12 protein-coding genes and 3 pseudogenes are annotated in these 13623 nt (G+C 50.4%); 8 read left to right on the top strand and 7 right to left on the bottom strand.

Features of this window, described 5'->3' with window-relative positions:
• Positions 1-191 precede the first annotated feature (191 nt).
• The 4 genes from ACR8BN_RS21555 (at position 192) to ACR8BN_RS21540 (ending at position 3261) form a co-directional block, all read left to right on the top strand.
• Entirely contained in the window at positions 192-1262 is a 1071-nt protein-coding gene (locus ACR8BN_RS21555; protein WP_143990970.1) for a LacI family DNA-binding transcriptional regulator, read from the top strand.
• Positions 1259-1501: a hypothetical protein gene (locus ACR8BN_RS21550; protein WP_208003379.1), complete on the top strand. Its 243-nt coding sequence runs from the start codon at positions 1259-1261 to the stop codon at positions 1499-1501. The genes ACR8BN_RS21555 and ACR8BN_RS21550 overlap by 4 nt, the downstream gene beginning before the upstream one ends.
• A gap of 248 nt (positions 1502-1749) precedes the next feature.
• Positions 1750-2199, top strand: coding sequence for a GNAT family N-acetyltransferase (locus ACR8BN_RS21545; protein ID WP_311976671.1), 450 nt, complete (start codon positions 1750-1752; stop codon positions 2197-2199).
• A gap of 456 nt (positions 2200-2655) precedes the next feature.
• Positions 2656-3261: a hypothetical protein gene (locus tag ACR8BN_RS21540; RefSeq protein WP_311976670.1), complete on the top strand. Its 606-nt coding sequence runs from the start codon at positions 2656-2658 to the stop codon at positions 3259-3261.
• 590 nt (positions 3262-3851) lie between these two features.
• Here ACR8BN_RS21540 and ACR8BN_RS21535 read toward each other — a convergent pair.
• Positions 3852-4268 (bottom strand): hypothetical protein, encoded by a 417-nt coding sequence (locus tag ACR8BN_RS21535; protein WP_434747701.1) that lies wholly within the window; start codon positions 4266-4268, stop codon positions 3852-3854.
• A 350-nt stretch (positions 4269-4618) separates the two neighbouring features.
• Here ACR8BN_RS21535 and ACR8BN_RS21530 point away from each other — a divergent pair, with 350 nt between their 5' ends.
• The gene (locus ACR8BN_RS21530) at positions 4619-4828 is read left to right on the top strand and encodes a hypothetical protein (protein ID WP_193586077.1); all 210 of its coding nucleotides are present in this window, start codon (positions 4619-4621) and stop codon (positions 4826-4828) included.
• 24 nt (positions 4829-4852) lie between these two features.
• Here ACR8BN_RS21530 and ACR8BN_RS21525 read toward each other — a convergent pair whose 3' ends face one another.
• Entirely contained in the window at positions 4853-5248 is a 396-nt protein-coding gene (locus ACR8BN_RS21525) for a VOC family protein (protein WP_069026903.1), read from the bottom strand.
• Positions 5249-5395: 147 nt separating this feature from the next.
• Here ACR8BN_RS21525 and ACR8BN_RS21520 point away from each other — a divergent pair.
• Positions 5396-5578, top strand: a pseudogene (locus ACR8BN_RS21520) (Rid family hydrolase); the annotation flags it as partial.
• A gap of 68 nt (positions 5579-5646) precedes the next feature.
• Here the strand turns inward: ACR8BN_RS21520 and ACR8BN_RS21515 are convergent.
• Both ACR8BN_RS21515 and ACR8BN_RS21510 read right to left on the bottom strand, forming a co-directional pair.
• Complete coding sequence (locus ACR8BN_RS21515; protein WP_207091690.1) at positions 5647-6177, bottom strand: GDYXXLXY domain-containing protein; 531 nt, start codon at positions 6175-6177, stop codon at positions 5647-5649.
• Positions 6170-8377: a DUF4401 domain-containing protein gene (locus ACR8BN_RS21510; protein WP_434747700.1), complete on the bottom strand. Its 2208-nt coding sequence runs from the start codon at positions 8375-8377 to the stop codon at positions 6170-6172. The genes ACR8BN_RS21515 and ACR8BN_RS21510 overlap by 8 nt, the downstream gene beginning before the upstream one ends.
• Positions 8378-8612: 235 nt before the next feature.
• Between ACR8BN_RS21510 and ACR8BN_RS21505 the strand changes: the two are divergent.
• Positions 8613-8996, top strand: a pseudogene (locus ACR8BN_RS21505) (terminase gpP N-terminus-related DNA-binding protein); the annotation flags it as partial.
• A 127-nt stretch (positions 8997-9123) separates the two neighbouring features.
• On the opposite strand, the gene ACR8BN_RS21500 reads toward ACR8BN_RS21505, so the two are convergent.
• From ACR8BN_RS21500 to ACR8BN_RS21490, 3 genes and pseudogenes are all read right to left on the bottom strand, one after another.
• Positions 9124-9687, bottom strand: a complete 564-nt coding sequence (locus ACR8BN_RS21500) for a TetR/AcrR family transcriptional regulator (RefSeq protein ID WP_425023250.1) — start codon at positions 9685-9687, stop codon at positions 9124-9126.
• 250 nt (positions 9688-9937) lie between these two features.
• Positions 9938-10639 (bottom strand): glutathione S-transferase family protein, encoded by a 702-nt coding sequence (locus tag ACR8BN_RS21495; RefSeq protein WP_134161212.1) that lies wholly within the window; start codon positions 10637-10639, stop codon positions 9938-9940.
• Positions 10640-11179: 540 nt separating this feature from the next.
• Positions 11180-11659: pseudogene (locus ACR8BN_RS21490) on the bottom strand (helix-turn-helix domain-containing protein); the annotation flags it as partial.
• Positions 11660-11970: 311 nt separating this feature from the next.
• Here ACR8BN_RS21490 and ACR8BN_RS21485 point away from each other — a divergent pair.
• A complete protein-coding gene (locus ACR8BN_RS21485; RefSeq protein WP_434747806.1) occupies positions 11971-13596 on the top strand; it encodes an ABC transporter substrate-binding protein in 1626 nt (541 codons plus the stop codon).
• Positions 13597-13623: the final 27 nt, after the last annotated feature.

Here is a 13623-nt window from a genome sequence, read left to right as displayed (position 1 = left end):
GATAAATGTGAAATGTCATTCGCTAGACAAGATGGAATGAGTTATCAGATATTTTGTTAATAGCGGCAACAATGGTGAGATTGAAACTCACGGACGATCACGAAACAGAGCGAAAACCATAGTTTAATGTCGATTTTCTGACATAAAATGTTAGCGAACGACATTCTTGTTAGCGAGTAACGGAGGAGACGATGGAACGCCGTACAGCAACGTTAGAAGATGTGGCTCGCGAGGCCGGTGTATCCCAGCAGACGGTCTCACGTGTACTGAATAAACCTGGTGTGGTGACTGAACGTACTCGCGATAAAGTCATCCGTGCAATGCAGGCGTTGCACTATGTACCGAACCGCTCAGCACAATTGCTGGCGGGAAAGTCGGCACCGTCTATCGGGTTGATTACCGCGTCGTTGACGTTGCATGCGCCCTCACAAATCGCCGCTGCGATAAAAAGTCACGCAGGTACACATCATCTGGAGGTTGCTATCGCGATGCCGGTGATGGCTGACTATGTCTCACTTCAGGCGCGACTGAATGAATTTCGCGCGCAAAATATCCGAGGCGCGGTTATTAATCTGCCCCTTGAAGGTAACATTGCGGAAAAACTGGTGAATGAGAACCCGGATATTTGCTGTCTGTTTTTAGATGTCTCACCGGAAACTAATGTCTGCTGCGTAAGGTTTGATCACCTTGATGGCTGCGGAGCCTGCATCCGTCATCTCTGGGAGCTGGGGCACCGGGAGTTCGGCCTGCTTGCAGGGCCTGAGAGTTCCGTTTCGGCGCGTATGCGATTGAGCAGCTGGCGTGAGACTTTACACCGGCTTGGGGTGAGTAATGCGGTAACGGTCTTTGGTGACTGGAGTGCTGCCAGTGGCTGGCATAAGGCTTTTGAACTGTTACATCAGTATACGCGGATTAGCGCGATCGTCGTAGCGAACGATCAAATGGCGCTCGGGGTGTTGAGTGCTCTCGCGCAACTGAACCGCACCGGCAGCAGGATGGTTTCCGTCACCGGTTATGATGATACGGCGGACAGCCTCTATTTCCAGCCACCTCTCACAACCGTTGCGCAGGATTTCAACAAGCTGGGTAAACGGGCCGTTGAGTTGTTAATCCAGCAGATGGCCGCACCGCAGATGCACCTCCGTGAATTGCTGCCGACGCGTTTGATTATCCGCGAGTCAACCCGTCCTTACGGTAGAGAAGAAGAGGATGAGAAAAAATCCGTCATTGCACAATTAAAATCACTGATAGAAAAGCTGTGAAAATTTCGCCTTCATTCTGGGAATCCGGGCCGGCGCTTCAATCCAGCCTTCGTTCCCGCGGAATGGTGTATTCCTTCTACGTCGATGATATTGCTGTCTATTCACTCACCTTCATGGATAACGCAGCTAAAACGGAAGTAATTGCAGACACCTATGGCATGCTTTTCAAACACGGCTATCCACAATTTGTTAATAGAGGATCAGCCCGTGCCTTTCGAATTTACGTCATTGACCATTGATGAAGATCGACAGAAGTGACAGGACTGTTTAAGTGTGTCGGTCATAAACTCTCCTGATAAGGCTCTCCTGTTGGCCACGCTGTAAAGCATGAAGGTTGAGGCTCATCAAAACATGGGCATCGCCAAATAATAAAAACGGGCGGGTACTGATATAGCGGGATACTTACATCAGCCCTGACGTTCCCAAAATGAATCGAATAGTTTTTTAAAAACAGGTAATAAAGCTGCTATACGTCCTGATTTTCACGATGTTCAACTTCACAATCATCACCCCGGACAGCCCAGGATTTGCTGAGTTAAGATCGCAGAGCATGGCTGAAGGATTTAACATGTTGCGCCGACTGGAAGATAACTGGCTTAGCGGACACAACCGTTTTGACAGACCCGGAGAAAAACTCATTGGGGCTTTTGTAGATGGATTAATCATTGGCGTGTGTGGACTCAACATCGACCCGTTTACACTAAAAACTGGCATCGGACGTCTGCGACATCTCTATGTAGACTCAGGATGGAGAAAAAGGCAGGTTGGCAGTGCCCTGCTCAGTGAGATACTTAAGGATTCTGGCCACTGGTTTGATTTTATCAACACAAACGCTCCTCCATCGGCATTCACTTTCTATGAACGAGCTGGCTTTGTTGCTTTAACCGGCATTGAAAAAGTGACGCACCATCTATGCCTCAGAGACCCAGCGCATTGATACAGTCACCTCCTGGATAGACCGCATATTCTGTCCGGTGAACCGCTTTTCAGAAACGCCTGCCGGGATACAGCACTGACATAACCAAACCACTTTCAGGCAAATCAGAGCCATTACCGTTAAATCCGCGCAGCCCTGGACACGCTGCTTTTCTTACCAGGCATGCAGAACGGCGGCTGAAACATCTTCAGGAAATCAAAGGAACTTACTGGTAGCTATGAACGAAAAGCGGAACATATAAGGCGTAAATCAGGCAGCTTAGTGTCGAGAACATAATAAGTATGTGCTTCCGATGACAGTGGTTCATTGCCAGACTTGTGGCCAGCCGAGGAGTACAGCACCAGAAACACTGAATTCGGAATACCTTGTGCAGCAGACCGGGTATTATCTGAACGACGTACATAAAAATGACATTGCTCAGACACCATGTCCGCAGCTGACCAAAGTGAAAATAAAATGAACAAAAGCAGTCTTAAAGCCTTTCCCCTGTTACGTGTACTGATGCTGACGTGTGTGCCCATGTTTTTACAGGGTTGCGCCAGTGCACTTTGCCCTTTTGGCACCACTGAAGGCACAGTTCCGGACTTTAAAAATAGTTACTGGAGATCCACAGATAAAAAACCGGCTAAGACCAATGAACAAGTCCTGGAGGAATGCACTCATGCTGCCAATGCTGAGGAGCAACGCCTTTCGCAGGCCTATCTGCAGCTGTGTAAAACCGGCCATATAACCGGTGAAAACCAACGCTTTGTACAGAAATTACTGGGCAATCCACTCTTTTCTGGCTCTACAACAGCAAAAGACGCCCCTCAGCATCAGTCAGCTGGTGCAGCTGAAGCTCAGCTGAGATGGTCGATGTCTCATAGCGATAATCCTCAGGATTTCAAAGAAAATTGTGGCTATTACATTGAAAAGAATGCAGCGGAACGGTCCAGCACCATGCTGGGTTTACAGGTGGGGCATTACAAAGAGCAGGTTTTTAAACAGTGCATGTCAGAAAACCATATGGCGCTAATTGTTCCAAAAACTGAATTCAGTCAGTGCAAGTCGATAGGGTGGTAATTTACTGGATGAGTAAAAGTAATCATGAGTACGCTCTTTGCATGTGTGGCACGGTAGATACTACAGGTTTAATTTATACTATTACCTACTGGGTTTTTTTAAAGAAAAAGCCGATGTAAATAGGGGGATAGAAAAGCGCTATCTTTATTGAGTGGCAAAATAATCCTCAGGTTGGGAATGATGTCATCTTTTTACAGCCCGAATTGAAAAGTCGCTTCACAAATATGGCTTCACCAGACATGTTTATGTTTGCGTCATCCGAGCGTATTTATCTTTATGCTCACAGTAAATTTTACGAAGTGGTTGAAGGGGAGTCAGGATTACAAAAGAAACTTGTCGAGATGGATAAACAATATTTCGAGCAGAATCCATGATTATCTGGCAGGCAAAATGTGATCACGTGTTGTCACGTAAGAATTATCTAATTAATATCCAGATGAGTCTGTAATTAAAACTGCTCACAGGGGGGCTGGAAAACATGGGAATTCCGACACCCTGGACTCACCTGTTTCCATATGTCTGGCTGAAAAATGATACTATTAATTCCTTTTTTAACGGTCCTTCTGCCCCGATCCTGATTGATATGATACTCATAAATCCCAGTAAACCAGATAAGCAAGTGCGGCTGCTGAACAGAAAGCATAGGGGCTTAAAAGCAAAATATCCGAATAAGGCGTTTCGCATATCCTGATAACAGGCCATGCCAGTACAACCAGCCAAATGAAGAGTGCAGAGCATATGATAAAAAAGCTCCCCCTGAGGGAAGCGTCAGGATAAAATCGCTTTGAAATCATCGCTAATGGCATGCCAATTATTAAAGAGCCCATCGTGGTCCCAATAATACTCGTCATGACAATAAAAAAATAAGTGAAAATCATACCCACTACGGGTGTACTGCTTTTTCCCCAGGAAAGATAGGTTAAAACCAGTAATGAACCCACGACACTACTAAATATTGCTGATATCACAGATACCCTAATCCAGTTGTCGTTAGTAATGTTCGTCATAATTTTCTCTATGTCTGAGTAACTATATTGATGCAGCGTATCCGCTTAAATTTTCGTCGCGAGGTTTATAGCAAAACAGGCTTCCGGCGCAGCATCCTCTGTATAGTTGCGCGAGCAGAAGAACCTTATAGCAAAATCAATTAGAGGTAAAATGATGCTTTAATCATTACTTCATAATGATGCAACGGACGTTGTTGAATAAATCGAAATTTTGCTGAGCAGAAGGATCTGATCGCACATCATCTGGCAAAGCAGAAGTCAGGATCACTAACCGGCACCATTGCAATACTGCCCTTATCAACCCCTGCTCCATCACTCTGGCTGGACAATAAAGGCAGCTCAGGTGTGGCATGCGTCAGCAACGCCCGTATCACGTGGGCGGCCTGAAAGGAGCAAAACCTGCAGGTCACCTCTATCTGGCAGTCTGTGACATGATGAGCCAGCCCAGCAATGTCCATAACGCTTCACCGGGCTATTGCTTGTCTGAAAATATCCGCCTCAGGGAAGAAGGGGGACTGACGTCCTATAAGCGCCAGGCGGAGATTGTACAGACAACATGAGAACAGTGGTCTGGTCTTCTGCATTTATTCTTCAGGAGCGTGGACAAAGCACAGCTTATTCCCTTCCGGATCCCGACAATAAGCTGCGTAGAAGTCTGAAGCGTATTCTCTGAAACCAGGTTTACCCTCGTCGGCACCTCCCATTTTCATGGCGAGGTGCCAAATCTCCTGAACTTCTTCCTGAGAAGCGACTAAAAAACTGACCTGCATACCGTTTCCCCAGGTTGAAGGAAGGCCATTTTCAGGCACCTGCACGTAAAACTGAGGCCATCGTTTATAAGGATATTTCCAGCCAACCCCTTTAGCCTGACCGCCATTACCCTCTGGCATCTGTTCAAAGCCTAACTTCGCAAGCAGAGGTTCATAGAAAGCCACTAATGCGTTGAGATCTCTCGCGCCAACGTGAACATGACTAAACATTACCAATTCTCCTGAATCAAATGAGAAATCTTAATGTAGTCCGTACATGTTGTAGTTCAAGTCAGAAAGAGGGTCAGGCATTTCTCTTGAGATTAAAGCAGCATAGGTAAGCCATGTCCGCTTCTGGCAAAACGCTGACTTCAGTTCGCCCGCTATCAGCAGCATGGTTATGCTGCTGCCATCCGTTCAGGCGATTTGCTGTTTGTCCCGGGTCAGACAGGCAGCCGAGACAATGGCACCCCGGAACCCGATTTTACGGCTACGGTAAAAATGACCTTTGCAAATCTGACAACAACGCTTGCGGCGGCAGGTTGTACGTTTGACTATCTGACTGGAGCATCCGGACATTAAGGCCGCCTGTCAGGTTTTTGGGGCAGGGCAGTGTACGTCTCGCTTAGTTAAGGCTGAATCACCTTACCCTGCTCATCAAGCAGATCCGTCAGGAGTGCTGTGCCATCGCTTCCCACCCGAAATGCCCCGTAACGCGCCTGCGCGAATCTGTCGGCATGACCTTCCTGAAAGAAATAAGCGTTAGTACCGACGGTCAGCGAGCCATAATGTTGATGGTATTTTACCCGCAGCTGATTTGGCTGCAGAGGTTCACCCTGATCAAAACGGGCCTGAGTCGCGTGACGCTGCGCATCGAGGTCAACAATCAGGGTTCCGCTGGTGGGCAGGCATGGCGCTGACAGGGTCGCGCCGCAGGACTCAGCCTGTTGATACAACGCTAGTTCCAGCGGGCGGGTGAGGGCATAGTTCAGCGCCATGTAATCACCCTGCATCAGGGATCGCGGGTCAACCGGGGCAAGAGGTAAAATCATGACCGCACCTTGCTTCAGCAACTGCTCTTTTTGCCAGATGCTGACATTGACGGCTATCAGCGCCAGCGCTATCACAGCGCCAGCCAGCCATCGGCTCTGTTTATGCATTTTCACTGGCACCTCCGATTTGTGCAGGTAATACTTTTTTGACTCCCCATGCCAGCCCAAGTAAAACCAGACCACTGACTAGCAGCAGCAGGGATTTCTGCAGCAGAATTACCTCCAGGAAGTAATACCAGCCAATGACATACAGCACCATGAAACCGCCACTGACCACCAGCAACCCCAGACTTCCCTGATAACGTGCCATCAGAATTAACCACAATCCCAGCCCTATACCCGGTGCATAGAGGGAGGCAGCCCCGCAGATAAGTGCAGCGGGCAGCGTGATGATCGAAAACAGCGGCTGTCTGTGCCTTTTCTGACTGAGCGCACTCAGCACTAAGCCAGCCGCGATCCCTGTGCCGGTCCCAGACTGCAGCGTGGAAAATTGCGATGCTGACCAGAGGAAATCCGTGAGATACGCCGCGTTTATACCGAGGAAACTCAGCAACATCAGACCACAAGGTATGCCATACAGCAGAGGATGTACCGCGTCAGCATACGGCCCTGCCTGTAACCTCAACTGATGACTGACACTCCACATCCACAAAAATACGACTGCCGCCACCAGTACGAACACAGCAAGGCGTGCAGCCATCGGAGACAGGTAAAGCCGGGCCACAGAATGGCCCGCCAGCACCAGGAAAAAGGTCAGGGCAGTGATGGCCATAAACCGATAAGTGCGGTCGGGCATAGCCACCGCCATCGCGGCCAGGATCGGCAAGGCAGTCAGTGAACTCAGCATAATAAAGCTGGCATCATTGCTCTGGATTTGCAGCAGAACGCCAGTTATCAGCCCGCACGTTGCCGCAATCGCCCATGCGAGCCCGAGATGATGTTTACCGTCACGCTGACTGCTTAACAGGCCACGTGCAATGGCGGCAAGCAGCAGCGAAGGAATAATAAGGGTGGCAGCATTCGGGTCTTCCAGCAGAGCAGTGGCATAGAGCATCAGTATCATCAGTAACAGAATGATGAGCGCTGCGACCCAGCCTCCGACGCTTAGCGCCAGCCTGAGATACCAGGGCAGGTCGGATGCGTGACCGCGTTGCTTAATTTCCTCAACCTGTGAGGCGCTCAGCAAACCCTGCTGACGCAAAGTGTCTGTCAGTAAGGTCAGCCTGGCCGGAACCAGATCGATTGGCCCCTTTTCAACCAGTTTGCGTTGCCACTTCAGCAGAATTGAACCATTTACCACCACCCAGAATGCCATCAGGATGCCAGTCAAAAACAGATCACCCGTATCGTAGGCTAAAAGAAATAACTGCATAATTAGCGCACAGCCAACCACGGTCAGGCTGGCAATGCCCAGCGTCAGCATGCAGAGATCCTGATAGCGGTAACGGTACAGGTAATAACCTGCCAGCAGGGTGATCACCCAACCGCCGGTGATATAAGGAAGGTGGTCACTGCCGCCCCAGTCAGAGAGGTTCCCGGCCACGATGGCGGTCAGCTGAAGCAGTAAAAATCCCGCCATGACTCGCGAGAACCAGCGGCTTGCCAGCCAGCTCTTGGGATGATGCGTTATCGCGTACCAGGCCAGCGCTTCCCTGACAATCAGGCAGGCTGCCAGCAACGCCAGATATCCGTAGAACACAGCGGTCGGGAGCCTGGTTAAACTGTCAGACGCGGCGAGATCCAGCAGTGACGACGGCAGGGTGTTGTAATAGAGCTGGAACGCCAGGTTAGCGACCAGCCAGCTGCAAAACCACAGGCTGTTTTGCCGGGCAATCAGCGCCAGCGGCAGAAGAACGTATAACCAGGCCCGGAATAGCTCCCAGCTGTCAGCACCGGTCTGATAAATCTGTCCATACAGCGCAAAAAGGGCACCGAAGCTTAACCCTGTCGCCAGTAATGCGTTGCGTGCCAGCGTGCTGTACCAGCGCCACCAGACAATCACCGCCAGCGCGACGATCAACAGCTCGGCCAGGGCAAATTTCGCCATTTTCGGCAGCCAGGCCCAGTTCCAGGCAATAAAGAACACCGCTCCGGCAACCAGAGACAGTAATCCCAGACAGGAAAGAACCGGGATAAGAAACTGACGCCACTGAGCATCTGACGGTCTGATTCCACAGAAAGCAAAGATACGCTGGCAGGTCTCCGGGGTCAGGCTTCCTCCTTTCAGCAGGCGTGCGATCTGGCGACAAAGATACTCTGCCGTCCGTGACGGCATCCCGGTGATGCCATCGGGTGCAAGCTCCCTCATTCTTTCCCTGCCTCTGTTTGCGGTATGACTTTGATGATGAAGTTAACGGCTGTTCTTCCCTGCGATCAATCCGCGTGTCGGTCAGTGACGCTCTGCTGAGCGGCCGATAATTTTGCTGAACAAATGTAAACATCTTTTCCAGGATATAACAGCGTAAATCAAAGGCGAGGGGGGAACTCTGCGCAATCTGCCGCATTATTGTGATCAAATGGTGTCGCGGCCGTATTTGGGCTGCGTGAACATGACATCCGCCCCCGACGAACGCGATCCCCGTAGGCAGGCTTTACTGCTGTACTCTCAGGGGTACCGCATCACCCGCGTTGCTGAAATGCTGGGAGAGAAATCCGCAACCGTGCACAGCTGGATTAAGCGTGATAAGTGGGCGACTATGGCCCGTTGGATCAGATGCAACTGACCATCGCCGCGCGCTTGTATTTCTTAGACACCAACGCCCGTACCGTGCAGAGTTATTACGGCAACCTGTACCTGAATGAATATTTTTGGATCCCGAAGTTTCAGGAACTGCAGAAAGTGGCGTCCGGCATGGCGCTGCACGAAGTGGCGCCAAACTCACTTTTCCACCCCGTCCAGCCTGACACACAGCGCCTATCCGTTCTGGCCCGTAGCACATTGATTTAAAGGGGTGAGTTCCTGAGTGGAAAAGCACATACGCTACCGGACGCCGCGCCGCATTGGGCGCGCGTGCAGAAAACCGCCCATTCACTGAATCGGATGGCGGGCAGTTGCTATTCTGGCAGAGGTCCGAAGGCGCGGTATGAATCCACCAGTGAATCAAAAAGCGAGATATCTGAGCGACTTCTGGCGATAAGCTGGGCACCGGCAATGGCCGTGAAAATTGCACGCGCTCTGGATTCACTCTCACCTGAATCGCACACCTTAGCAGCCACGAGAAGTTTGTTCAGCCATGCAATGTTCACATCAGCAAACTTCTGTATTTCTGCATTCATTTCAGGAGGTAAGGTCTCTTTTTCAGCGCCCATGAAACTGCCCAGGCAGAGACGATTTTCGGCCTCAAGTGATCTTCGGAAGATTTCAGGAAAGCGACGCAGCGCATCAATGGGTGATGGGCTTTCTGATTCGATCATCTCGAGCGCGAGCGCACCGTCCTCCCAGTATCTTCTGGCAACGGCAATACCCAACTCGGCTTTGCCTGGAAAATAGTAGTAAATACTCGCCGCTTTGATACCCACATCCTGCGCGAGGTCGCGGAAATTCAAACCGTTATAGCCCTGAGATTGGGCAATTTTCCTGGCCGCCTGCAAAATGGCTTCCCTGGTGTTGACGCTCATCTTGATGCCTTTGGTATTGGGATAATCTCTTAAATAGAGAACGCTAATTTACAGCAAACGCTTACCGGGTGACAGGGTGATTGTCATGGAAAACAGTAAGTTCAATGCATCCAGGGTGCTCAGGCAGACGTCATTCCATCATGGTTTAGCAAGTAACATCGACAGCCGACGCTATCATAAGCACTCTGGTCACCGGGAAAGTCAGTAGATAACGAACCCGGCGTACCGGAGTTTACATTGAGTGGCGCTATTAACGGGTTGGCGAATCCAGCTCAGGAATGCCGCTGTTGCGATCGGCGTAGGCCGCCTGGAAGGCAGGACGTTTTGTCCAGCGCTGCCAGTACGCATCTAAGAACTCAAAACGCTCGTCCAGTGGAGTGGCATTGACCGGGAATTTCGAGAAGGCGATCGCGGTCGCCAGAGTAATATCCGAGAAGGTCGGGGCATCGCCGCCGAGCAGCCATTCGCGGCCGTCTGACAGATGGCGATTAACCAGCGCGGCGTGAGCCAAAGCTTCTTTACGGCAGTGTTCACCCCAGGCCTCATTTTTGGTCAATTCCAGCTTGAAGCCGAGGCCGGTGTGCAACACGTGGAACGCTGTAACGATGCGGTACAGGATATGCACCCACACCCGGTTATCCCACATATTATCCAGACCCTGTTCCAGTGCTGTTTCTCCCATAATCTTGCGGCCCGGATACTCCTGATCAAGATAGCGAACGATGGCAGCCGTTTCAGAAATATAACTACCGTCAGCCAGTTCAAGGGTAGGTGTTTCGCCCCACGGATTCATATTCAAATGTCGCCAGCCACGCTGCTCTCCTCCAGGGGACATGTCATAGATGGTCTCGGAAAACTGGTCAGCGATGCCCTTTTCGTGCATGAAAAGCCGCAGGCGCTGTGGATTAGGAAAGGCCGAAGGTGATGTAAAAAGCTGAAGTTTAGCAGTCATGGTCGATCCTACAGGTTGATGGTTGGGATATCTAACTAACGTTAGGTAGGTAAACATTAGCGGTCAAATCAACACACGTCAACACTTGTCTAACACTTGTTAGGTTAATTTTTTGGTGACCTTCATGCTTGATACGATATTTCAGCGGAGGCATAGCTGAAGGAGGGGGACAATGACGCCGGAGGGTTGAAAAATGCAAATGAGTGGAGAGGCTGTATGCAAACGGGTTTTCAGGTGAGTTACATATTGGCAATTACTGTCGACTGGTTGCCATGCGGGCTGCTGGCCAACAGGAAGAGCCGGCTGATAGTCCGGAAGCGCAAGGGCCACGGGGTGAGGTAGTAGCGGTCAGATCAGCCCATGAAGCCGACTGGTGTCGGCATCATCACTGGTCACAAAAATGAGCGGCCGCTGTGAGCGAGGAGCGGACGTGGGGATTTCTAATACCTAAAACTGCATGTAAAAAGTAACAGGATCGGAAAAAGACTGTTTCATACAGCAAGAATTCCGTATTGACTCATTTAACACTGATTTCTTTCATGTTTGTCGGGTATGACTATCTTCGCCTGTGACAATCCTGGCGTTAAGTAAACGCTGGATATCGTGAAATTCCGTCTCTGACATTCGGTGATCGGTAAACTCCAGCAGGCACGCTCCCTGCTCTTTGGCACAGACAAACATAGGCCCCAGTGTAGTGGTAAACCGGTGAATGACTATAATCTGAGTGGGAGCTGCGCCAGTGAGCCGCTTGTAGATGTAACCAAACCCACCCAGGGATTCGTAGCCATTGTCCAGTGCTACGTCAGTCGCCGCACGTCCGCTTTTCAGCTCCTGCAGGGCAATATTTACCCGCTGCATTCTCTGGAAGTCCTGAAAAGTGATGCCGTGCTGTTGCAGGAACCAGCGCCGCATCCGCTCCGGGCTGATTCCATGCTGACGAAGATCCGTATCGGATATACGGGATTTGGTATCGCGCCTGACAAGCGCAAGCGCCTGTTCGACAAATAATGGCGCGCTGTGCCGTGGTTTTTCACATTATTGATTGTCAAACCCCTTACGATATCAGAACTCTTCGACTGCCCCGCGTAATGTCTCATCTTCTTTAGATGAAATTAAGCATTGCTTTCTTATAAATCTACTAATGATAATTTGCTATAAGCCAGATTGTTTCGTTGTTAGACAGGGGGCGGTGCGACTTTTATCTTTCGTCATGATTTGTAAATTCCATACAAACATTTGATGAGGGAGCCATTTTGTCCATCCTACTGAAAAGCATAAAAACAAAACCCACGCGTTTTACTCTGGCGCTTAAAATCGCGTTACTCAGCAGTATGGTGGCTTTCTCTTCAGCCTCTTTCGCCGATATACCCTTAAAAGAGGGCATTACACCAGCCACCGATGCCAGCCAGATTCCGGCAGTGGCTAAGCTGCGTAAAGACACGGTGGTGGCTGGTATCTCTGAACCGCAGGGTATTTTTAACCCTTATTTCTTTGTTAACGGCTGGGACGAAAACGTCACCAACGTGATTTTCTCACGTCTGATTGACTGGGATAGCCACGGCAAGCTGGTGCCAGGCCTGGCCGAAAGCTGGAGCGTTAGTCAGGATAACAATGTCTATACCATTAAGCTGCGCCCACACCTGACTTTCAGCGACGGCTCGCCCCTCACCGCCGAAGATGTGGTGTTTACCCTGACCGTGCTGCATGACCCGAAATATGATGGCGATACTGACATCACCCTCGCCAACATTGTGGGCGGCGCGGAGTATAAAGCCGGAAAAGCTGATAGCGTCAGTGGCCTGAAAGTGATCGACCCGCTGACATTACAGGTCACCACCGGGCAGCCTGGCGCGACAACGCTGGCGAAAATTGGCGGCCCGGTGTTGTCGAAAGCGTATTATGGGAAAGAGTATCAGCGCGGCAATCTCGACTATCTGCGCATGTTGCACGGTAAACCGCTGGGCAGCGGACCGTATGTCTATGACAAATATATTCCGGGCCAGGAGATTCGTTTCCACGCCAATACCCATTTTTACCGCGGCACACCACCGACGCCGCGCTTTATCTACCGCGTAACCAACCCGTCCACTAACTTCCAGTTGTTCCAGACCGGCGAAACCGATTACGACTCGTTTACTTCTCGCCCTGATGATATCGAACAACTGAAAATGCTGGGCTTCGCCAATATCAACCTGTTTGGCTCCAGTGACTACAGTAAAGTTGAATTCAACGTACGTCGCCCGGCGTTGCAGGACGTGAAAGTGCGTCAGGCGCTGATTTATGGTCTCGACCGCCAGAAGTTGATTGATGTGGTTTATCAGGGCTATGGAAAAGTGGCAATTGAACCTATTGCCCCGATTTCATGGGCGTATAACACTGATGGCGTGAATCCATACAAATTTGACCCGACACAGGCGAAGAAACTTCTTGATGAAGCGGGCTGGAAACCGGGGCCTGATGGCATCCGCGTGAAGGACGGTAAACGTCTGGAGTTGACGCTGCTGGTGAGCAAGAAAGTGCTGAATGATGCGCTGATCCCCATCGCCAAAGAGAACTGGCAGCAGATTGGCGTGCTGTTGAAGCCGCAGGTGGTGGATTTCAACGCACTCATGGCACAGCGTAAAGCCGGTAACTATGACCTGGCCTCTTTCAGCACCAGCACACTCAACGATCCACATGATGGCGTGTGGGATTACTACAGCACGGAAGCGAAAGAGTCCGGCTATAACAATCCGCAGGTTGATAAGCTGATCAACGAAGGTAATGCGGTGCTGGATGTGGAAAAACGCAAACCGATTTATCACCAACTGTATAAAGTGCTGGCGGACGATCCGCCGGTGATTCTGCTGGGTAACCGCGAGATTTTGTCGGCCAGTAGTGCCCGCGTCACCGGCTTTAAACCAGATATCTACAACGGGCTGACCGGTAGCCTGCCGGATGTGAAAATCATTAAATAACAGTAACAACTGCCGGGTCTCCCGGCA

Origin of the sequence: Pantoea sp. Lu_F5_004 (assembly GCF_051136245.1) — a bacterium.
Taxonomy (GTDB): domain Bacteria; phylum Pseudomonadota; class Gammaproteobacteria; order Enterobacterales; family Enterobacteriaceae; genus Pantoea; species Pantoea agglomerans.
Note: the sequence above shows the minus strand (reverse complement) of the source record. Positions and strands in the feature narration are given on the sequence as shown.